The sequence below is a fragment of the Cupriavidus basilensis genome (assembly GCF_029335485.1).
Lineage (GTDB): Bacteria > Pseudomonadota > Gammaproteobacteria > Burkholderiales > Burkholderiaceae > Cupriavidus > Cupriavidus basilensis_E.
This window is the reverse complement of sequence record NZ_JARJLM010000130.1, coordinates 39,137-59,390: the sequence shown is the minus strand read 5'-3', so window position 1 is coordinate 59,390 and position 20,254 is coordinate 39,137. Positions and strand designations below refer to the sequence as shown.

General features: G+C 66.3%; 21 protein-coding genes. 6 read left to right on the top strand and 15 right to left on the bottom strand.

Annotated elements, in window-relative coordinates:
- Positions 1-6: 6 nt before the first annotated feature.
- From P3W85_RS07635 to P3W85_RS07620, 4 genes are all read right to left on the bottom strand, one after another.
- Complete coding sequence (locus P3W85_RS07635; protein ID WP_017227657.1) at positions 7-1,839, bottom strand: flotillin family protein; 1,833 nt, start codon at positions 1,837-1,839, stop codon at positions 7-9.
- Between the two features lie 66 nt (positions 1,840-1,905).
- Entirely contained in the window at positions 1,906-2,565 is a 660-nt protein-coding gene (locus P3W85_RS07630) for a YqiJ family protein (RefSeq protein WP_276264322.1), read from the bottom strand.
- 64 nt (positions 2,566-2,629) lie between these two features.
- Positions 2,630-3,316: a PspA/IM30 family protein gene (locus tag P3W85_RS07625; RefSeq protein ID WP_276264321.1), complete on the bottom strand. Its 687-nt coding sequence runs from the start codon at positions 3,314-3,316 to the stop codon at positions 2,630-2,632.
- Between the two features lie 61 nt (positions 3,317-3,377).
- The gene (locus P3W85_RS07620; protein ID WP_017227654.1) at positions 3,378-3,872 is read right to left on the bottom strand and encodes a hypothetical protein; all 495 of its coding nucleotides are present in this window, start codon (positions 3,870-3,872) and stop codon (positions 3,378-3,380) included.
- A gap of 475 nt (positions 3,873-4,347) precedes the next feature.
- On the opposite strand from P3W85_RS07620, the gene P3W85_RS07615 reads away from it, so the two are divergent.
- On the top strand, positions 4,348-5,838 hold the full coding sequence (locus P3W85_RS07615; RefSeq protein ID WP_017227653.1) for a DEAD/DEAH box helicase: 1,491 nt from the start codon (positions 4,348-4,350) through the stop codon (positions 5,836-5,838).
- 201 nt (positions 5,839-6,039) lie between these two features.
- On the opposite strand, the gene P3W85_RS07610 is transcribed toward P3W85_RS07615, so the two are convergent.
- The 3 genes from P3W85_RS07610 to P3W85_RS07600 all read right to left on the bottom strand — a co-directional run bounded on the left by P3W85_RS07610 (position 6,040) and on the right by P3W85_RS07600 (position 8,189).
- The gene (locus tag P3W85_RS07610; RefSeq protein WP_276264320.1) at positions 6,040-6,216 is read right to left on the bottom strand and encodes a MerR family DNA-binding transcriptional regulator; all 177 of its coding nucleotides are present in this window, start codon (positions 6,214-6,216) and stop codon (positions 6,040-6,042) included.
- Between the two features lie 105 nt (positions 6,217-6,321).
- Positions 6,322-7,251, bottom strand: a complete 930-nt coding sequence (gluQRS, locus tag P3W85_RS07605) for a tRNA glutamyl-Q(34) synthetase GluQRS (RefSeq protein ID WP_017227652.1) — start codon at positions 7,249-7,251, stop codon at positions 6,322-6,324.
- 14 nt (positions 7,252-7,265) lie between these two features.
- A complete protein-coding gene (locus tag P3W85_RS07600; RefSeq protein WP_017227651.1) occupies positions 7,266-8,189 on the bottom strand; it encodes a LysR family transcriptional regulator in 924 nt (307 codons plus the stop codon).
- Positions 8,190-8,329: 140 nt separating this feature from the next.
- On the opposite strand from P3W85_RS07600, the gene P3W85_RS07595 reads away from it, so the two are divergent.
- Both P3W85_RS07595 and P3W85_RS07590 read left to right on the top strand, forming a co-directional pair.
- Positions 8,330-9,028 carry a pirin family protein gene (locus P3W85_RS07595; RefSeq protein ID WP_017227650.1) on the top strand — a complete coding sequence of 233 codons (699 nt, stop codon included), beginning with the start codon at positions 8,330-8,332 and terminating at the stop codon, positions 9,026-9,028.
- A 160-nt stretch (positions 9,029-9,188) separates the two neighbouring features.
- A complete protein-coding gene (locus tag P3W85_RS07590) occupies positions 9,189-10,181 on the top strand; it encodes a CobD/CbiB family protein (RefSeq protein ID WP_017227649.1) in 993 nt (330 codons plus the stop codon).
- 74 nt (positions 10,182-10,255) lie between these two features.
- Here the strand turns inward: P3W85_RS07590 and P3W85_RS07585 are convergent, their stop codons facing one another.
- Genes P3W85_RS07585 through P3W85_RS07575 form a run of 3 tightly spaced genes read right to left on the bottom strand, consistent with a single transcriptional unit; the run spans position 10,256 to position 12,859 of the window.
- The gene (locus P3W85_RS07585) at positions 10,256-10,564 is read right to left on the bottom strand and encodes a putative signal transducing protein (RefSeq protein WP_017227648.1); all 309 of its coding nucleotides are present in this window, start codon (positions 10,562-10,564) and stop codon (positions 10,256-10,258) included.
- A 37-nt stretch (positions 10,565-10,601) separates the two neighbouring features.
- Positions 10,602-11,615 (bottom strand): ribosome small subunit-dependent GTPase A, encoded by a 1,014-nt coding sequence (gene rsgA / locus P3W85_RS07580; protein ID WP_017227647.1) that lies wholly within the window; start codon positions 11,613-11,615, stop codon positions 10,602-10,604.
- Positions 11,612-12,859, bottom strand: a complete 1,248-nt coding sequence (locus P3W85_RS07575) for a M48 family metallopeptidase (protein WP_276264319.1) — start codon at positions 12,857-12,859, stop codon at positions 11,612-11,614. Before P3W85_RS07575 ends, rsgA begins: the two co-directional genes overlap by 4 nt.
- Before the next feature lie 201 nt (positions 12,860-13,060).
- On the opposite strand from P3W85_RS07575, the gene orn reads away from it, so the two are divergent.
- Together orn and P3W85_RS07565 are read left to right on the top strand one after the other, a co-directional pair.
- Positions 13,061-13,705, top strand: coding sequence for an oligoribonuclease (gene orn, locus P3W85_RS07570; protein ID WP_276264318.1), 645 nt, complete (start codon positions 13,061-13,063; stop codon positions 13,703-13,705).
- A gap of 67 nt (positions 13,706-13,772) precedes the next feature.
- A complete protein-coding gene (locus P3W85_RS07565) occupies positions 13,773-14,654 on the top strand; it encodes an AEC family transporter (RefSeq protein ID WP_017227644.1) in 882 nt (293 codons plus the stop codon).
- Between the two features lie 28 nt (positions 14,655-14,682).
- On the opposite strand, the gene mog is transcribed toward P3W85_RS07565, so the two are convergent.
- Positions 14,683-15,333 (bottom strand): molybdopterin adenylyltransferase, encoded by a 651-nt coding sequence (gene mog, locus P3W85_RS07560; protein WP_017227643.1) that lies wholly within the window; start codon positions 15,331-15,333, stop codon positions 14,683-14,685.
- A gap of 22 nt (positions 15,334-15,355) precedes the next feature.
- Positions 15,356-15,982 (bottom strand): ribosome biogenesis factor YjgA, encoded by a 627-nt coding sequence (yjgA, locus tag P3W85_RS07555; protein ID WP_430869509.1) that lies wholly within the window; start codon positions 15,980-15,982, stop codon positions 15,356-15,358.
- Positions 15,983-16,039: 57 nt separating this feature from the next.
- Between yjgA and pmbA the strand changes: the two genes are divergently transcribed.
- Entirely contained in the window at positions 16,040-17,407 is a 1,368-nt protein-coding gene (pmbA, locus tag P3W85_RS07550; RefSeq protein WP_017227641.1) for a metalloprotease PmbA, read from the top strand.
- 82 nt (positions 17,408-17,489) lie between these two features.
- Here the strand turns inward: pmbA and P3W85_RS07545 are convergent, their stop codons facing one another.
- The 3 genes from P3W85_RS07545 to P3W85_RS07535 all read right to left on the bottom strand — a co-directional run bounded on the left by P3W85_RS07545 (position 17,490) and on the right by P3W85_RS07535 (position 19,660).
- Positions 17,490-17,990, bottom strand: coding sequence for a dihydrofolate reductase (locus P3W85_RS07545; RefSeq protein ID WP_017227640.1), 501 nt, complete (start codon positions 17,988-17,990; stop codon positions 17,490-17,492).
- The gene (locus P3W85_RS07540) at positions 17,987-18,781 is read right to left on the bottom strand and encodes a thymidylate synthase (protein WP_276264317.1); all 795 of its coding nucleotides are present in this window, start codon (positions 18,779-18,781) and stop codon (positions 17,987-17,989) included. The genes P3W85_RS07545 and P3W85_RS07540 overlap by 4 nt, the downstream gene beginning before the upstream one ends.
- Positions 18,782-18,961: 180 nt before the next feature.
- Positions 18,962-19,660 carry a TerC family protein gene (locus P3W85_RS07535; RefSeq protein WP_017227638.1) on the bottom strand — a complete coding sequence of 233 codons (699 nt, stop codon included), beginning with the start codon at positions 19,658-19,660 and terminating at the stop codon, positions 18,962-18,964.
- Positions 19,661-20,254: the final 594 nt, after the last annotated feature.

Genomic DNA, 20,254 nt, shown 5'->3' with positions numbered 1-20,254 from the left:
CAGCGGTTAGCCTGCGGTGCTTGCGGGGCCGATCTTCGGCGTGCCCGCAGCGTAGTCTGCATGCGTCAGCGGCAACACATCGGCATTGTTGTCATGATGCGGCGCCGTTGCCTCCAGGCGCGGAGCCGTTGCCTGCTGATGCGCCGCCGTTGCTTCCGGATGCGGAGCCGCCGCCAGGCCTGGGACCAGTCCCTGCAGCGAGCCGCCGGACAATCCCACCTCCTTCAGCAGCGAATCGATCAGCGGCGCATGCGCGCGGTACGACAGCGCGGCCGACATCGCCTGCTCGGCAAGATTGCCGTTGCCATTGCCGCCGCCGTTGCCGTTGCCGGCGTCTCCCGACCCGGATGCGGCACCGCCGCGGTTCAGGCCGTCGACCTGGATGATCTTGATGCCATCAATCGCCTTCATGGGCTCGACGGTCTGCTGGATCACGCCGGGCAGCGCCTGCAAGAGCGCCAGCTTGAATTTCAGGCTGGTCTGGTCCGACGAGAGCGCGTTGATGGCGTCGTTGAGCGCGCGCTGCGCTTCCGCTTCCGCCAGGCCCTTCTTGCGTGCCGCCTCGGCCAGTTCGACAATGGCCATGGCCTGCATCTGTGCCGCCTCGCGTTCGGCGCGTGCCTGCGTGGTGACGTGCACGGCCTGGGTCTCGGCCTCCTGCGCGGCCTCGATCAGGGCCACCTGCTTGGCCCGGTCCGCTTCGGCGGTGCGCCGCGTGGTCTCCACCATCTGCTCTGCCTTGACCGCTTCGGCCAGCGCCTCGTTGGCGCGGCCCTGCGCCTGGGACTGCGCTTCCGATTTGGAGGCGATCACGATGGCCTTTTCCTGCTCGGCGATCTCCGTCACCTTGGCCTGCTCGATGGCCGCCATCTGGGTGACGCGCTGTTGCTCGATTTCCTTGACCCGCACGTCGCGCTCGGCTTCCACCTTGCGCGTGCGCACAGCCTGTTCGCGCTGGATCTCGGACTCCTGTACCTGGCGCTCGGCGGTAATGCGGCTCTGTTCGGCTTCCTGCCGGCGCTCGGCTTCGTAGGAGGCAATGCGTGCGTTCTGCTCGGCGGTGCGGGTCTTCACCTGCTGTTCCTGTTCGAGCTTCATGAACGATTCCTGCTGCTCGATCCCCAGCTTCTTGGCCAGGGCGTCGCGGTTCTTCTCGCGCACCGAGACCTCGGTGTCCTGCTCGACCTCGTTGCGCTCCTTGCGGCGGCGCTCGGTTTCCTGCGTGAGCTTGGTCAGGCCCTCGGCATCGAAGGCGTTGTTGGGATCGAAGAATTCCTTCGAGGTCTGGTTGAAGTTGGTGAGCGATACGCTTTCCAGTTCCAGGCCGTTCTTGCCCAGGTCTTCGGCGACCGTGTTCTGCACGCCCTGCACGAACTGCTCGCGCGCGTCCTGCAGGTCCTGCATGCTCATCTGCGCGGCGGTGGAGCGCAGCGCGTCGACGAACTTGTCGTCGACCAGCGCGCGCAGGCTTTCCGGCGCCAGCGTGCGCTGGCCCAGCGTTTGCGCGGCGGTGGAAACGCCTTCCACGGTGGGTTTGACGCGCACGAAGAAGGCCACCACCACGTCGACCCGCATGCGGTCCTTGGTGATGAGGCTGTCGCGCGAGGCGCGGCTGACCTCGAGCTTGAGCGTATTCATATTGATCGGGATGATTTCATGGAATACCGGCAACACGATGGCGCCGCCGCTCATGATCACCTTTTGCCCGCCCAGGCCGGTACGCACGAAGGCGCGTTCGGCGGATGCGCGGGTGTACAGGCGCGAGAAGATCAAGCCGATGATGCACACGCCGATCACGCCGGCCAGGCCGATGACACCCCAGAAGATGATGGAATCCATATTGGTTCTGACGCTCCTTTTTGACTAGGAAAAAATCGTGGAAAGGCAAGGCCGCGGGCCGGCGGGCTACAGCAGGTCGGGCCGCGGGTTGGCGATGACGCGGTACAGGGTGCCCGACACGCGCGCGACGATCAGCACGCTTTCGCCGCGCGGGAAGCGCTGGTCCGGCTGGTCCGGTTCGACGCGGATATAGTGGGGCTGCCCGTACTCGTCCATCAGCCGCGCCTCCGCCGGATTGCCGGCGGCCGCTTCGCCGACGGTGACCTGGGCGACGCGGCCGACGAAATCGAGTTCGGATACCGCGGATGATTCGTCCTGCGGGAAGTAGCGTGCCACCAGGGCGCCGGTCTGCCTGACGAAGGGCAGGGCGCCGAGGGTGGCCAGCCCCACCGCAATGGGCACCGGCAAGAGATGGCCGGCTACTGCTCCCATTGCCCATTGCAGGACCAGCCCGACGATGGCGAAGCCCATCAGGAACAGCACCACCAGCATCAGCAGCGGCACGCGTCCCACATGCAGCCAGCCGAGGAACTGGCCGACCGCACCTGCATCCGCAGTTGCGGCGTCGGTGTGGTCGATGGCAAAGTGGGTGACGAGGAAGCTGTCGGCATGCTGCGACAGGCCGAAGCCAAGCAGCATGGCCAGTGCCTCCAGCATGCCGATCACCATCATCAGTCCAATCGCGACCACGAACGGGGCATTGCCCGGCAATAACAGCTGATTCATTTCGGCTTTCTTGTTGTGCTGAATCGGTCGGGATGGGCTGGGCCGGCGCAGGTCGTCCGCCGGCTCAGGAGCGGTTGCCGTCGCGTCCGGCCTTCAGGCGTTCCAGCCGCTCATCGATGCGCTGCTCCCTGTGCAATGTCTCCAGTCGCTTGAGCAGGGAGGCGTCGGCACCCGAACGGCCAACCCCCAGTCCCGCTACGCCGGTGGCGCTGGTCATGGTGCGGTTGAAGCCTTGCTCGAGCTGTTCGGCGCGCACGCCGGCGTTGAACGCGGGCCCACCGCCGCCGCCGCCGGCATGCCCGGCGGCGTGCGCGGCGATCATGCCGGCCAGCGCCTGTTCCATCTCGGCACGCTTGGCGCGCAGGCCAAGCAGGTCGGACTCGGTCGCAGTGGACTTTTCCACCGCTTCCTGCAGGCTGGTGTTGAGCGTGCCGAGCTGGTCCTCCAGGTCGATCTGGCGCTCGGTTCCCGCGCGCGCCGCAGCCTCGTCGCCACGATTCAGCGCGACCGCCACCTGTTCGTCAAGCCGCTCGATCTCGTTGTTGATCCGCGCGATTGCCTTGGCGGCCTGGTGCTTGGCGGCCTCCTGCTGGCCGAGTGCCACCCGCGCCTGCGCGATCACGTCGTCGAATTCGCGCAGGTACTGCTCGAGCACGGCTTGCGGTGTGCGGCTCTCCAGCGAACTGACCAGCGCGTGCACATTGGCGGTCAGCAGTCGTTTTACACGGTTACCCAGGCCTTCGGTCGTCATGGTGTGGTTCCTCTGTGCATCGATCAGGCGCCGCGCTGGCGGCGGCGCGGCAGAGATGAAATCAGCTTGTTCGCCGCGCATTTTTAATCAATGTTGCCAGTTCTAACACTTCCGGTACATAAGCGTCCAGCACGGTGGGGTCATAGGCGGGGGTGCGCTGGGTCACGGCCAGGCGCAGCAGGCCGAGCAGCATGCGCATGGCGCGTGCGGTCAGGCGTGCCTCCAGCTCGCGCGCCCGGGCCGCTGCCTGGTCGCCGGCCGGCACGCCTGCTATCAGGCTGGCCATCAGCTCCGGTAGCTGCATGGCGAACATCAGCACGATTTCAGAATGTTGCTGGTGGTCCTGCTCCAGGATCTGCGCGGCCTCCAGCAGCGGGCGCACCTGCTCGCGCAGCAGCGAAACGCAGCCGATGTAGTCGGACGAACCGTCAGCGCGCCGGCGCGCGTCGGCAAGCAGCGCCCGGATCTTGTCGCTTGGGCTGCTGGCGCCAGGCAACTGGATGCGGGCCAGCCAGGCGAGGTCTTCTTCGGGGATACGGACGGAGACGGTTTGCATCGGGATATGCCTGGGAATGACTCACTCGCATCCAGCATAGGTCACTCGTCATCGTTTGTATACGTTTGCAAGCAAAAAATGACAATTGGAATCCAGGCCGCGAGGGGATGCGGCTTCGGTACGCGGACTCTCCCGATGTCTGCGCGGATACCTGGCTGGCGCGGCCACGCTATCCCGGCTTGCGGAGCTGATGCGCGCGCGACACAAAGTTGAAACCCCGATGGTTGAAAATGGCGTAGCCGACACACCCGGCCTACCCTTCCGAGGGGCTCTGGTGCTACAATCTAAGTCTTTGATTTACATGAGCTATTGATCTCGCGGCGGAATCGCCCACCACAGGCACGGACAGGCGACGGTTCGCGGCGGCACAGCGCCACCCGCGGCCGGGCCTAAATCCATACGCAGATCTTTCCCCGCTCGGTTCAAGACGCGTGTCCGTTGGCGCCGGGTTCGCCTCCTGCAAGACACGGAAACCATGACGACTACGACCACCGACCAGACCACCCCCGAGATCACCTTCGATAGCTTCGGGCTAGACGCCCGCATCCAGCGCGCGCTGGCCGAGCAGGGCTATACCAAGCCCACGCCGATCCAGGCGCAGGCGATTCCCGTGGTGCTGCTGGGCAAGGACGTGATGGGCGCGGCCCAGACCGGCACCGGCAAGACCGCCGGCTTCGCGCTGCCGATCATCCAGCGGCTGCTGCCGATGTCCAATGCCAGTGCTTCGCCGGCGCGCCATCCGGTGCGTGCCCTGATGCTGACGCCCACGCGCGAACTGGCCGACCAGGTCTACGACAACGTGGCCCGCTATGCCCGCTTCACGGACCTGCGCAGCACCGTGGTGTTCGGCGGCGTCGACATGAATCCGCAAACCGAGGCCCTGCGGCGCGGCGTCGAAATCCTGGTGGCGACACCGGGCCGCCTGCTCGACCACGTGCAGCAGAAATCGGTGAACCTGTCGCAGGTGCAGATGCTGGTGCTGGACGAAGCCGACCGCATGCTCGACATGGGCTTCCTGCCTGACCTGCAGCGCATCATCAACCTGCTGCCGGCACAGCGCCAGACCCTGCTGTTCTCCGCCACTTTCTCGGCCGAGATCAAGCGCCTGGCTTCGAGCTACCTGCGCCAGCCGGTCACCATCGAGGTGGCGCGCAGCAACTCGGCCAACGAGAACGTGCGCCAGACGGTGTTCCAGGTCGAAGACGGCCACAAGCAGGCCGCGGTCGTGCACTTGCTGAAGAAGCGCGCCGCCGACGGGCTGTCGCGCCAGTGCATCGTCTTCGTCAACAGCAAGATCGGCTGCTCGCGCCTGGCCCGCCATCTGGAGCGCGAAGGGATCAACGCCGCCGCCATCCACGGCGACAAGACCCAGACCGAGCGCATGCAGACGCTCGATGGCTTCAAGCAGGGCAATATCGATGCACTGGTGGCCACCGACGTTGCGGCCCGCGGCCTCGATATTCCCGACATGCCTTGCGTGATCAACTTCGACCTGCCGTATAGCGCCGAAGACTATGTTCACCGCATCGGCCGTACCGGCCGCGCCGGCGCCAGCGGCGACGCGCTGTCGATCTTTGTGCCGGCCGACGAGCGCCTGCTGGTCGATATCGAGAAACTGCTCAAGCGCAATATCCCGCGCACGCCGCTGGAAGGTTTCGACCCCACCGGCGCCAACGCCCGCGCGGAAGAGAGCGAACGCCGCCGTGCCCGTAGCGACGTGCGCCGCGCCCGCCCCAACGGCGAAGGCGATGAGCCGCGTCCGCGCCGGAACGATCCGGCCAGCTCGCGCAACGCCTTCCGTCCGTCCGACGATCCCTTCTTCTCGCGTCCCTACGAGCCCAGCGGCGGTGCCGCTGCCGCGCAGCCCGATGTCACGGAGAGCCATGCCGCCGCCTTTGGCCGTGGCCGCCCCGCGCCCAAGCGCCCGCTGGCGGCGCTGCTTGGCGGTGTGCCGCGCAAGTCCTGAGGTCTTCGGTGCGCCAAAGCCGTCTGGCATGACGACGGAGTTGACTCCCTCGCCCCGCGGGGGAAGAGGGGGGCAACCTACCCGGCCGCAGGGTTGCCTGCAGCCGGCCAGATGGGCCTCAGGCCTGCACCGGTATGAACAGTTCGACGACGGTGTCCGCGTGCTGCGGGCCCAGGAAGCGTTCGTCCATGTATTCAAACTCTATGCCTTCCAGGACCTTGAATCCGGCGGCAGGCAGCCGGTCTGCGTGGGCAGGTAGTAGCGATAGCCGTTTTCCGTTCCGGTCAGCGCCGGGCTGAAGAGGCCGATGCTGTCGTAGTGGCGAAGGGGCTTGGTAGTGAGCCCGTAGCATCGGGCCATCTGTCCTATCGTGAGCATGCGGTTTCCTTGCGGGAGAAGGTGCGTACTGTCGGCCTTTACGCAAGGGCAAGGTCAAGCGCCGGTATGGTCCCGCCGCGCCCGGCGTCGCGGCGCTTCGGCTTTTCAGGCCATCGTTGCGCCACGCTGTGCGCCCGCGGGCAGGCGCTCCAGCAATGCGGCCCAGCCGGCGGTGGCATCTCCCAGCCAGCTCTCCACGGATTGCGCCGCGCTCGCCAGGCCCAGGTGCCCGCCGGCGCTGCGCAAGGCCGCCAGCGGATCCAGTTCGTCGATGGCTTGCGCGCCGCTTTGCTTGCTGAGCTTTTCACCGAGGGCGTTGGTCACCACCGGCACGTGCAGGTACGACGGCGTAGGGAGTCCCAGCAGGTGCTGCAGGTAGATCTGGCGCGGTGTGGAGTCGAGCAGGTCGGCACCCCGCACGATATGCGTGATGCCTTGCTGGCCGTCGTCAACCACCACGGCCAGCTGGTAGGCCCACAGGCCGTCGGCCCGGCGCAGCACGAAGTCGCCCAGTTCGGTCGCCAGATCCTGGCATTGCCGGCCCTGCCAGCGGTCGTCGAAGCAGACCAGGGCATCGTCGCTGTCCGGTACCCGCACGCGCCAGGCACGCGGCAGCCTGCCATGCAGCCCGTCGCGGCAGGTGCCAGGATAGGCCAGGGTCTGGTGGCGCTCGCGCGCGTGCAGGAGCGAGTCCGCGATTTCCTTGCGCGAACAGCCGCAGGGATAGATCCGATGAGCGGTTTCCAGCTTGCGCAGCGCCTCGGTATAGAGCGCCTCGCGCCGGCTCTGCCACTGCGGGGGTTCGTCGGGATGCAGGCCGAGGCGGGCCAGCGCATGCAGGATCTGCTGGTCGGCGCCGCGCACGCAGCGCGGATAGTCGATGTCTTCGACGCGCACCAGCCAGCTCCCGCCGTGGGCGCGCGCGTCGAGCCAGCTGGCCAGCGCGGTGACCAGGGAGCCCATATGCAGCGGGCCGGTGGGTGAGGGCGCAAAGCGGCCACGGTAGCCGGGCGCCGGGCTCGGGCAGGCGGACATCGTGTTGGCCTGCCTTAGTCGGACTGGCCCGGCTGCTGCTGAAGCAGGGCTTGCGCCAGGCGCGGGTCTTCCAGTTTGTTGGCCCACCATTGCAGCGCCTTGCCGCGCGTGCTGGTACGCCACGCCACCTTGAAATTGCCCGGTGCGCGCACCTCGAGCGTTTCGCGGGCCTGCAGCACGCCGCTCTCGATAAACGGTTGCGCCATCGGTGCGGGCAGCCACCCGCAGCCCAGTCCGCGGATCTGGGCCTCGAGCTTGTCGCGCATGGTGGGCACCACCAGCACGTCCTGCCCGGCCAGCACGCCGTGGGTGCGCGCCGGCAGGTTGCGCGAGGTGTCGCCCACGGCCACGATGCGATGCTTGGCGATCTGCAGGGTGGTCAGCGGGCCGGGTTCGGTCGCGAGAGGATGATGCGCTGCCACCGCGAACACGAATGGCATGGCGCCGAGCGGGCGCACCTGGAAGCCCTGGGTGCTCGGCGCGTCATAGGCGCCGCCGATCACCAGGTCGGCGCGGCTGCTGACCAGCGCATCCCAGGCGCCGCCCAGCACTTCCTTGGCGAAGCGCAGCCGGGTGGCGCTGTTTTCGGCGTAGAAGTCCTGGATCACCGGCAGCAGCGCACGGAAGTTGATCAGGTCGTCCACCACGATGGTCAGGGTCGCCTCCCAGCCGGTGGCCAGGCGCTTGACGCGGCGGGCCAGATCGTCGGCGGCATGCAGCAGGTGGCGGCCTTCGTCTAGCAGGGCACGCCCGGCGGGCGTCAGTTCAGCGCGGTGGCGGCGGCGGTCGAACAGCAGGACATCGAGGTCTTCTTCAAGCTTGCGCACCACGTAGGTCAGCGCCGAAGGCACTTTGCCCATCTCGTGCGCGGCAGCGGCAAAGCTGCCCTTGCGCTCGATGGCATCGAGAACTTCCAGGGATTCGAGAGAAAGTGCCATGTTCAGAAATTCTGAATGAATGCTACTGAGATCGTTCCGCCAAATATACTCCTGCCATCCTAAACTGCCTAGCATCGAAACGTAGTGCAAGGCCAGGACTAGGTTCCTGTGCCGACGTGGCCTGAAGGAGGGCCGTCAAAATGATTGAAATCAGAAAGGCGGGCGAGCGCGGTTATGCAGATCATGGCTGGCTGAAGTCCTACCATACCTTTTCCTTCGCGGACTACTACGATCCCAAGCACGTCCAGTTCGGGCCGCTGCGCGTGATCAACGAGGACCGGGTCGCCCCGGGCATGGGTTTTGGCACCCACGGCCACCGCGACATGGAAATCATCAGCTACGTGCTCGAAGGCGAGCTGGCCCACAAGGACAGCATGGGCAATGGCAGCGTGATCCGCCCCGGCGACGTGCAGCGCATGAGCGCGGGCACCGGCGTGCGCCATTCGGAGTACAACCACGCGGCGCATGACACCACGCATTTCCTGCAGATCTGGATCCTGCCGGAAAAGGCCGATCTCGAGCCCGGCTATGAGGAAAAGCGCTTCGAGGCGGCCGACAAGCGTGGCCGCCTGCGCCTGGTCGGCAGCCGCGACGGTGCCGAAGGCTCGGTGGTGATCCACCAGGACATGCGCCTGTATGCCGGCCTGTTCGATGGCGATGAGTCCGCCACGCTGGCGCTGGCGCCGCAGCGGCGTGCCTATGTGCAAGTGGCTCGCGGGCGTGTCAGCGTCAATGGGCGAGCGCTGGAGGCGGGCGATGCTGCGCAGCTGGAAGACATCGATACGGTGACCCTGAGCCATGGCGACGGAGCCGAAGTGCTTGTCTTCGACCTGCCCTGAGCGGCCTGTCGAGCGGCATTCCCGCCCCGCCCGTTTTCGCGGCGGGCGGGAATGCTCTGTCTGGGCGGCTTTGCCGTGTGCTATCGTCTCGTCATAGCTAAGCGGTCAGGCCGGCACATGCGTTAACGGGTGCGCCCTGGCCATCGATACCCAGACCAGAATGACCTTTGTATCCGTTCTCCTCGCGCTGATCGCCGAGCAGTTCCGTGCCCTGGGCCGCAACAACCCGATCTACGATATCGTGCGCGTGCTGGCCGAACGGGCCGAACACGCCTTCGACACCGGCCGCCCCCGCGATACCGCGCTGGCCTGGTGTACGGTGGTGCTGCCGCTGACGCTGGCGGCCATGGTGGTGCACTACCTGCTGGCCTCCATCAGCGTCGCGCTCACGCTCGCCTGGAATGTCCTGCTGCTTTACCTGACCCTGGGTTTCCGGCAGTTCAGCCACTTCTTCACCGATATCCACGAAGCGCTGAATCGCGACGACCTGCCGCGCGCCCGCGCGCTGCTGCACCAGTGGACCGGTCTCGATACCCTGGAAATGCCCGTCACCGAGATCGTGCGGCATACGCTGGAGGCCGCTATCGTCGCGGTGCACCGCCATGTGTTCGGGGTGTTCTTCTGGTTCCTGGTGCCGATCGGTCCGGGCGGGGTGGTGCTGTACCGCATCGCCGAGTATCTGGCACGCCACTGGAACCTGCCTTCCACCGAACGCAGCCCGGCGCTGGGGCGGTTTGCCGCGCGCGCCTTCTACCTGCTGGACTGGGTGCCTTCGCGGCTGACCTCGGTCGGCTTTGCCATCGTCGGCAACTTCGAGGATGCCGTCTATGCGTGGCGCAACCACGCGCGCAAGTGGAACGACGCGGTCAACGGCATCCTGCTCGCCAGCGGCGGCGGAGCCCTGGGCGTGCGCCTGGGCGTGCCGCTGGCCGAGGAAGATTCCGCCGTGGTGCTGCGTACCAGCCTGGCCGGCCCGGCGGTCGACTACGCACCCGGCATGGAAGACGATAGCGAGCCCGAGCCGGTTGCGCCCGAGTTCGGCGCGGAGCCGGGCGTGCGTACGCTGCAGTCGGCCATCGGCCTGGTGTGGCGTGCCGTGGTGCTGTGGATGTTGCTGCTGGCGATGCTTTCGCTGGCGCTCTGGGTGGGCTGAGCCGGCCCCCTTGGCGGGTGCGCGGGATCACGGTCCCGCCAACGCCTTTTCCGTTCCCCTGCCGCTGCCTTGCACTAAGGCTGCCGCGGCGCCCCGCATTGCCAGCACGAGTTGAACTGCGACTCGTGCCACTCCCCGCAAGACTTGCATTCCCACCTTGGGCCCGGCACCGGATTGGCGGCGGCGCGCAGCACGGCCCACGCCTGGGTTTCCATCTCGTCGTCGAGCAGCCAGACCTGGGGGGCACTTTCGCGGAAGGGAATATCACCCATTGCACCGGCCAGCCAGGTGTTGCGCAGGTCGGCGCGGATGCCGGCGGCTTCCAGCAGGTTCTGGCAGTGCGCCGCGTGGACGAGGGAAGGGGTCGATAGCAGTAGTTTCATGGTAATCGGGCACGCCGGGCAGGCGTGCCCGACTACCTTACCACGGCTTTTGCTGGCGGGATTCGTGCAGCAGCTGCGTGTAGAGCTGATGGCGCCGCTCCGAGATCGCGCCGTCCTTCATCGCGGCCAGCACGCCGCAGCCGGGTTCGTTGATGTGATGGCAGTTGTAGAAGCGGCACTCGGTCAGGCGCGGACGGAATTCGGGGAAGGCGCGTTCCAGCATGCCTTCGCTGAGGTGATGCAGACCGAATTCCTGGAAGCCCGGCGAATCGATCAGGCAGCCGCGCTGCCGGGCGTGCGGGTCGGCACCGCCCTCGACGCCGGCTGTAGCGCCATCCACGCTGGCTGGCAGGTGGTAGAGGCGGGTGAAGGTGGTGGTGTGCTTGCCCGAATCCAGCTTGGCCGAGATCTCCCGGGTCTGCGCTTCCACGCCCGGGATCAACAGGTTCAGCAAGGACGATTTGCCCATGCCGGACTGGCCGATCAGGATGCTGGAGCGATGCGCCAGCTGCGGCCGCAACTGCGCCAGCGTATCGTCCGGCGACCCATGTACCGACAGGAACAGGGTTTCGTAGCCCAGCGCGCGGTATAGCTCGAGCCGGCCCCGGGCTTCTTCCAGGCGCTCGGTCAGGTCGATCTTGTTGAGGATGATCAGCGGCCGGATGCCCAGCGCTTCGGCCGATACCAGGGCCCGGCCCAGCAGGTCTTCCGAAAAGCCCGGTTCGGTCGCAAGCACGATCACCACCTGGTCGATATTGGCGGCCAGCAGCTTGGACTTGAACTGGTCCGAACGGTGCAGCAGGTTCTTGCGCGGCTTGAAACCCGTGATGACGCACTGGTCAGCGGCGGCGCGCTCGATGGTGACGCGGTCGCCCACCGCGCACTCGCTGCGCTTGCCGCGCGGGAAGCCATGCAGGCGGCTGCCGTCGTCCAGCTCGATCACATAGTGGCGTCCGTGCGCGGCGACGATCAGCGCCTCCTCGGCTGCGGCACCATTGCCCTTGGCAGCGCTTGCGGCGCGCTGCGGGCCGCTCCGGCCGGCGCGGCTCATGCGTGCGCCAGCAGGCGGTCGATCCGCTGTGCCGCCGGCGGATGCGAGTAGTAGAAGGCGCTGTAGAGCGGGTCGGGGGTCAGCGTCGAGGCGTTGTCCTTGTACAGCTTGACCAGTGCCGAGACCAGGTGGCCGGCATCCGTCTGGCCGGCGGCGAAGGCATCGGCTTCGAACTCGTGGCGGCGCGAGGTCTGGCTGGCCAGCGGCCCGAGCAGGAAGGTGAACACAGGCAGCGTCAGGAAGAACAGCACCAGGGCGAGCGCATGGTTGGTGGTGCCGAGGTTGGGCAGCACGCCCAGGCCCGTGTAGAACCAGGAGCGGCTGGCCAGCCAGCCCAGCGCGGCCAGGAAGGCCAGGCTCAGCGCGAAGCTCACCAGCATGCCCTTGAGGATATGGCGCCGCTTGAAGTGGCCCAGCTCGTGCGCAAGTACCGCTTCGATCTCGTCGTCGGCCAGGCGCTCCATCAGGGTATCGAAGAAGACGATGCGCTTGGCGGCGCCGAAACCGGTGAAGTAGGCGTTGCCGTGCGCGCTGCGCTTGCTGCCGTCCATCACGAACAGGCCGCGGCTGCGGAAGCCGCACTTCTGCAGCAGGCGCGTGATGCGGGCTTCCAGGGAGGCGTTGGCAAGCGGTTCGAAGCGATTGAACATGGGCATGATCACCGACGGCGCGATCATCTGCACAAAGATCGTGAAGGCGATCCACGTCAGCCACGTCCAGGCCCACCAGTACTGGCCCATATGCTCCATCAGCCACAGGACCGCGAGCAGCAGGGGCAGGCCCAGCGCGCAACCGATGGCCGTCATCTTGACGAGGTCGGCCAGCCAGAGCTTCCAGCCCATGCGGTTGAAGCCGAAGCGCTGCTCGATGCCGAATTGCCCATAGAGCGAGAAGGGCAGGTCGACCAGGCCGCCGAGCACGGCCACGCTGGCGATCAGCGCGACGCTGTAGGCGTAGCCCGGGCCGAAAGTGCCGAGCCAGAACTGGTTGATCCACTGCAGTCCGCCCAGCATGGTCAGGACGATCAGCAGCGCGGCGCCGGCCAGCACCTCCAGCATCGACAGCCGGGTGCGGGCGATGGTGTAGTCGGCCGCCTTCTGGTGCGAGGACAGCGTAATGGTGTCGGCAAAGCGGCTGGGCACCGCGTGGCGGTGTCGCGCCACATGGCGCACCTGGCGGGCCGCCAGCCAGAGCTTGGTCAGCACCATCAGCATCAGGGCGGCTAGGAACAGAAACGTGAACATCGGGCGGAGCCTTGTCATGTGAAGCCGTCGCACGCACGGCCGCGATCCGGAACAGGGGGGTTCCCGACCGCTTTGAGCCGGCGGCGGCAGCGGATATGCGAGAATTATAAGTTGTTCGTGCCTGCTGCCCCGCGTTCCTTGTCCGAGAGCGCCGGGACCGCGGCGCGCTCCCTTCTTGCTTCTTCTTCAACTGCAGTCCAGATGACCAGCCAAAACACCCACGCCCCCAGCGGCGTCAAATCCGTCAAGAGCGAAAACAACCTTATCTGGCTGGACATGGAGATGACCGGCCTGATGCCTGACCAGGACCGCATCATCGAGGTCGCCATCGTGGTGACCGACTCGGAGCTCAATATCCTGGCCGAAGGCCCGGTGCTGGTGATCCACCAGGAAGACGCCGTGCTCGACGGCATGGACAACTGGAACAAGGGCACCCATGGCCGCTCGGGCCTGATCGACAAGGTCAAGGCCTCGACCCTGAGCGAGGACCAGGCCGAGGCCGAGTTGCTGGCCTTCGTCAAGCGCTGGGTGCCGGCGGGCAAGTCGCCCATGTGCGGCAACTCGATCTGCCAGGACCGCCGTTTCATGGCGCGCTACATGCCCAAGCTGGAGGCGTTCTTCCACTACCGCAACCTTGACGTGTCCACGCTGAAGGAACTGTGCAAGCGCTGGGAACCGGCCATCCACAAGGGCTTCGTCAAGCGCCAGATGCACACCGCGCTGGCCGATATCCTGGAGTCGGTGGAGGAGCTGCGCTACTACCGCACCCACTTCATCCGCCATGCCGCGCCGGCGGCAGCCGCGACAGGCGAGGCGCCGGCCGCGCCTGCCGCACCGGCGGGCTGATTCTTCCTTTCCCATGTGATTGCCAAGGCGCCCTTTAGGGCGCCTTGGCTTACCGGCCGCCCTGTCCATGCTAGCGCGCATCGTCTCGATCATCACGCCGGTCATCCTGATCATCCTGGTGGGCTGGCTCTACGGGCGCCGCGCGCATCCCGACATGGCCGGCATCAATCGCGCCACGCTCGACGTGATCGCGCCGCTGCTGGTGGTGTCCGCCTTCGTCAGCAAGGATTTCGTGCTGGCCGACCAGCTTGTGCTGCTGGGTTGCGCGGTGGCCGTGGTGCTGGGTTCCGGGCTGTTGGCCTGGCTGGGCGCGCGCCTGCTGCGGGCGGATCCCCGCACCTTCGTGCCGCCGATGATGTTCAACAACTGCGGCAATATGGGGCTGCCGCTGTCGGTATTCGCCTTTGGGCCGGTCGGGCTGGCGCCCGCGGTCGCATTGTTCGCCGCATCCAACCTGATGCACTTCACCATCGGCATGAAGATCGTCAACCGGCATGCGTCGATCACGCAGATCGCGCGCAATCCGATGGTGCTGGCTACCGTGGCGGGGGTGGGCTTGTCGCTGGCGCGGCCGTGGTTCGCGCTGCCCGATCCGGTGCTGCAGTCGATCAAGCTGCTGGGCGATGCGACCGTGCCGCTGATGCTGTTCGCGCTGGGCGTGCGCATGAAGGATGTGAGCCTGCGCAACTGGGGCATGGGCGCGATCGGGGCGGCGGTCTGTCCGCTGACCGGTATTGCCTGCGCCTTGCTGCTGGCCCAGGTGGTGCCGCTGAGCCAGCTCCAGCGCGGGCTTTTGTTCGTGTTCGCGTCGTTGCCGCCGGCCGTGCTCAATTTCCTCGTCGCCGATCATTTCCGGCAGGAGCCGGACCAGGTCGCTTCGATCGTGCTGCTGGGCAATATCGGCGCGGTGGTGTTCGTGCCGCTGGGGCTGTATCTGGGGCTGCGCTGAGCCGGTTGCGGCGCAGCCCGTCTTCGGCTCAGGCCGCCGGCTTGGCGCGAACCGCGTTCTTGGGGCGCCAGCCCTTGACCACAGCCTCGTCGGTCTCGATGTAAGGGCCGCCGATCAGGTCGATACAGTAAGGTACGGCGGCAAAGATCCCTGGCACGATGGACTTGCCGTCTTCGCCGCGCAGGCCTTCGAGCGTCTCGCGGATGGCGCGCGGCTGGCCCGGCAGGTTGATGATCAGGGCGGCGCGGCTGGCGGTTTCGCGAATCACCGCCACCTGGCGCGACAGGATCGCCGTGGGCACGAAGTGCAGGCTGATCTGGCGCATCTGCTCGCCGAAGCCCGGCATTACCTTGGTGCCCGCCGCCAGCGTGGCTTCCGGCGTGACGTCGCGGCGCGCGGGGCCGGTGCCGCCCGTGGTCAGCACCAGATCGCAGCCGGCTACGTCGACCAGTTCGATCAGGGTGCGCGAGATGACGGCCTGCTCGTCCGGGATCAGGCGCTCCACGTCCTGCCAGGGCGAGGTCAGCGTGCGCCCGAACCACTCGCGCAGCGCCGGGATGCCTTCGTCCTGGTAGGTGCCGGCCGAGGCGCGGTCGGAGATCGAGACAAAGCCGACCAGCAGTTCGTCCGGATGCCTGCGGGCAACGGGATGGACCATCGGCGTCGTGGTTTGCGTCATCTTGTCCCTGCTCCTTGAAGGATTACTCGTCAGCTTCAGCGTCGGGTGCCGCTTGCGGCTCGTCCGCGGCGGCGGCCGCCTGCTTGCCTTCCAGGGCGGTCTTGATCGCCTGGAACAGCTCGCGGAAGTAGCGCGGCGGCTTGTTCATCTCGTGTTCCTTGCGCGCATTGCGGATGATGTTGCGCAGCGCCTGCACATCGCTGGCCGGATGCTCGGCCAGGAATTTCGTCAGCGCGGCATCGTCGGCCAGCAGCAGTTCGCGCCAGCGCTCGACCAGGTGCAGCTTGGCGGTCTCGGCCTTGCTGGCGCCCTTGAAGCCTTCCAGCATGCGCTGGATCGCTTCCACTTCGGCTTCATCCAGCTTGCGCATGACCTTGCCCACGAACTGCATCTGGCGGCGCTTGCCTTCGTGGTTGGTGATGCGGCGCGCGTCGCGGATGGCGTCGGCCAGCGCTTCGGGCATGGGCACGCGTGCCAGGCGGTCCTTGGGCAGGGCTTCGAGTTCCACGCCCAGGTCCTGCAGGGCGAGCATATCGCGTTTTTTCTGGGACTTGCTCTTGGGCAGGTCGTCGTCTTCGGCGGGTTCGGGGGCGAACTGGCCGGGGAAGCCGGAGGCGTTCCGGGGGGAGGTGCGGGAGTTTCGCGTCATGGGTAGCATTTTATCTTGCTATGATTCCTGTTTGGACTTTTGATGACCGCGCCGACAATGGATCAATCCGCAGATCAGACCACCCATTTCACTTATACCCAGGCCCAGCTTAGCGAGATGGCCGCAGATGTGCTGCGGGTGGCACGCGGGCTGGGGGCCACCGACGCGGCAACCGAGATCTCCGAGGGCAGCGGGCTGTCGGTCTCGGTGCGCAAGGGCCAGGTGGAGACCATCGAGCAGAACCGCGACAAGGTGGTGGGCGTCACGGTCATGATCGGCAAGCGGCGCGGCAATGCCAGCACCTCGGATTTCTCGGCGGCGGCGCTGCGCGCTACCGCCGAGGCGGCCTACAACATCGCCCGCTTCACCGCGGAAGACGATTGCGCGGGGCTGGCCGAGGAAGAATTGCTCGAGCGCGCCCCGCGCGACCTCGACCTGTTCCATCCCTGGGATATCGACGCCGAGCAGGCCATCGAGATCGCGTGCCGCGCGGAAGCGGCCGCCTTCGCGGTTTCGCCGCGCATCCGCAACAGCGACGGTGCCAGCGTGTCGGCCCAGCATTCGCAGTTCGTGCTGGCTACCTCGCGCGGCTTCATGGGCGGCTATCCATATTCCCGCCACTTTATTTCGTGCGCGCCGATCGCCGGCACCGGCAGCGGCATGCAGCGCGACGACTGGTACTCGTCCAAACGCGCCCCCGGCGCCCTGGCCGCGCCCGAGGACATCGGCCGCTATGCCGCCGAGCGCTCGCTGGCGCGCCTGAACGCCCGCAAGCTGTCCACGCGCCGTTGCCCGGTGCTGTTCGAGGCACCTCTGGCTGCCGGCTTGCTCGGTGCTTTCGTGCAGGCGGTGTCCGGTGGTGCGCTGTACCGCAAATCGACCTTCCTCTACGACACGCTGGGAAAAGCGGTGTTCGCGCCGCATATCCATATCCACGAGCAGCCGCACCTGCCGGGTGCCATGGGCAGCGCGCCGTTCGACGAAGAAGGCGTGAAGACGCATGCGCGCGATGTGGTGCGCGAGGGCGTTGTCAAGGGTTACTTCCTCTCCACCTACTCGGCGCGCAAGCTGGGCATGAAGACCACCGGCAATGCGGGCGGCTCGCACAACCTGACGCTGTCCAGCGCGCTGACCACGCCTGACGACGATTTCGCCGGCATGCTGCGCAAGCTGGGGACGGGCCTGCTGGTCACCGAACTGATGGGGCAGGGCGTGAACTACGTGACGGGCGATTACTCGCGCGGCGCGTCAGGCTACTGGGTCGAGAACGGCGTGATCCAGTACCCGGTGGAAGAGATCACCATTGCCGGCAATATGGTGGAGATGTTCCGCCAGATCGTGGCCATCGGCGCCGACAGCCTGGTGCGCGGCACCAAGGAAACCGGCTCGGTCCTGATCGAGCAGATGACGATCGCCGGCAACTAAGAAAAAACGCGGCGGCCTGGCTGCAAGCCGCCGCGTTCATGGGCGCAAGTTCATGGGCGCAAAACCAGGACGCTTCCCGCGCCTACTCCTCGCCGGACGGCGGACGCTCGTAAGTGACGAACGCGTAGTCGAAGCCATTGGCTTCGGAGTGATGCCGTTCGCGCTCGGTCGCGACCCACTGGCGCGGGTCGATCGCGGGGAACACCGCGTCGCCTTCCACATCCGCGTCGATCTCCGTCACCACCAGCCTGTCGGCGCTGGGCAACGCCTCCGCATACAACTGCGCGCCGCCGATCAGGAAGATCTGCTCGACGCCAACGCACAGGCGTTGCGCATCCTCTAGCGAGTTCGCCACCTCGCACCCTTCGATACGCAGGTCGCGGTTGCGGCTCACCACGATATTGCGCCTGCCCGGCAGCGGCCGGCCGATCGATTCCCAGGTCTTGCGGCCCATCAGGATGGGCGCGCCCATGGTGGTGCGCTTGAAGTGCGCCAGGTCTTCCGGCAGGCGCCAGGGCAGGGCGTTGTCGCGGCCGATCACGCCGTTGCGGGCTTTCGCCACGATCAGGGTCAACAGCGTCATACGGCCACCGGTGCCTTGATGGCGGGATGCGATTCGTAACCCACCAGTTCGAAGTCTTCGAACCGGTAGTCGAAGATGCTGTCCGGCTTGCGCAGGATCTTGAGCTGCGGCAGCGCCATCGGCTCGCGCGCGAGCTGGGTCTGCACCTGCTCGGCGTGGTTGCTGTAGATATGGCAATCGCCGCCGGTCCAGATGAAGTCGCCCACATCCAGCCCGGTCTGCTGCGCGATCATGTGCGTCAGCAGCGCGTAGCTGGCGATATTGAAGGGCACGCCCAGGAAGATATCGGCACTGCGCTGGTACAACTGGCAGGACAGGCGGCCCTCGGCCACGTAGAACTGGAAGAAGGCGTGGCAGGGCGGCAGCTTCATCTGCGCAATCTCGCCCACGTTCCAGGCCGACACGATCAGGCGGCGCGAGTCCGGGTTGGCGCGGATCTGCGCCATCAGTTCGCTGATCTGGTCGATATGGCGGCCATCCGGCGTCGGCCACGCGCGCCACTGCGAACCATAGACTGGCCCCAGTTCGCCGTTTGCGTCGGCCCATTCGTCCCAGATGCTGACGCCATTGTCCTTGAGGTACTGGATGTTGGTCGAGCCCTTCAGGAACCACAGCAATTCGTGGATGATCGACTTCATGTGCAGCTTCTTGGTGGTCACGACCGGGAAGCCTTCGCGCAGGTCGAAGCGCATCTGGTAGCCGAACACCGAGCGCGTGCCGGTGCCGGTGCGGTCGGCCTTTTCGGTGCCATGCTCTTGCACATGGCGCATGAAGTCGAGGTACTGTTTCATCGGCGCGGGTGTTGGGGGGAAAGTGACGCGACAGCGGTGCGCGCGGTTGGGGCAACCTGCGCATGGATATGCAGGTTGCTGAAGAGTCAGCATTTTATCGCAAAGCAAAACGGGCCGCCTCGCGGCAGCCCGTTTCATGCTCCAGTCATCTGTCGCTTCAGATGCCGGCGCCGTCCGGCGTTACTGCGCGGCCGTCTCCGGAGCGCGGCGCTTCTGCGCCAGGTAGCCGCCGCCCAGCACGCCACCGATGATCAGCACGAACAGGCCGTAGTAAGCCAGGGCGTTGGCGTCGAAGAACGGCTTCACCAGAGGCTCGCTGACGATCATCTTGACCGCGGTGAAGGCCAGCACGCCGGCGCCCGCGAAGATGATCGAGGGAAAGCGCGACATCAGCTTGAGCACCAGGCTCGAGCCCCACACCACGATGGGGATGCTGATCAGCAGGCCCAGCACCACCAGCAGGAAGCTGCCATGCGCCGCGCCGGCCACCGCCAGCACGTTGTCCACGCCCATCACCGCGTCGGCGATGATGATGGTCTTCATTGCGCCAACCAGCGTGGTCGCGCCCGCGCCGTGTTCGTCGCCATCGCCGTCGTCGGAGAGCAGCTTGTAGGCGATCCACACCAGCGCCGCGCCGCCGATCAGCAGCAGGCCGGGGATCTTGAGCAGCCACACCACGCCGACCGTCATGGCCGAGCGCACCACGACCGCACCGACGGTACCCCAGACGATGGCCTTTTTCTGCAGATGGGGAGGCAGGTTGCGCGCCGCCAGCGCGATCACGATGGCGTTGTCGCCGGCCAGCACCAGGTCAATGACGACGATGGACAGCAGCGCCGTCAGGAACTGCATCGTGAACAGATCGGTAAACCATTCCATAAAATCTCCTCGAAACAACGATAGCCAAAAGCCGTGCGCAAGCACCGGGTTGCCTGGAGACATGTTGTTCGGGAGCGATGGGGGCGCCTTTGCAAACCATGAAACCAGGTTGCAAAGGTCTTGCTCGACCGCCGATGCTGCATTGGCGCGGTCAGCACAACCGGAGACTGTCAGTCTCGGAATGACGATTGTGCTAAGGGCTGGGCCCCGGAGCTACTCCCCTTTGAGGGGCGATCCGTCCGGGACAAGCCCGAAGTGGATACGCTGAGGCGGATTATAAGCGAAGCCATAGCTTTTGTGCTGCCACCAGGTATCGGGCAGGCATCAGACAAAGGTGAGCTATGGTGCTCTTGGAGACTTGCCTGCGTGCGGGGTCGCCCGCCTGATGTGCGGTCTGTGGCGCTTATGCCAAGCGAGGGGGGATGCCTCACCGGCGGGTCTGGTGCATTGCGGCAAGCACACTCCGCGCTCGCCATCTATCCTGAGAAGACCGGCTTCAGGCTGATGCGCCCCAGACGTCACCGGAGGCATATCCCGCGCCGGCCCCGCGCATGCATGAGGTGCGGGCACCTGGGGGTTTTATGCATCGCCCAT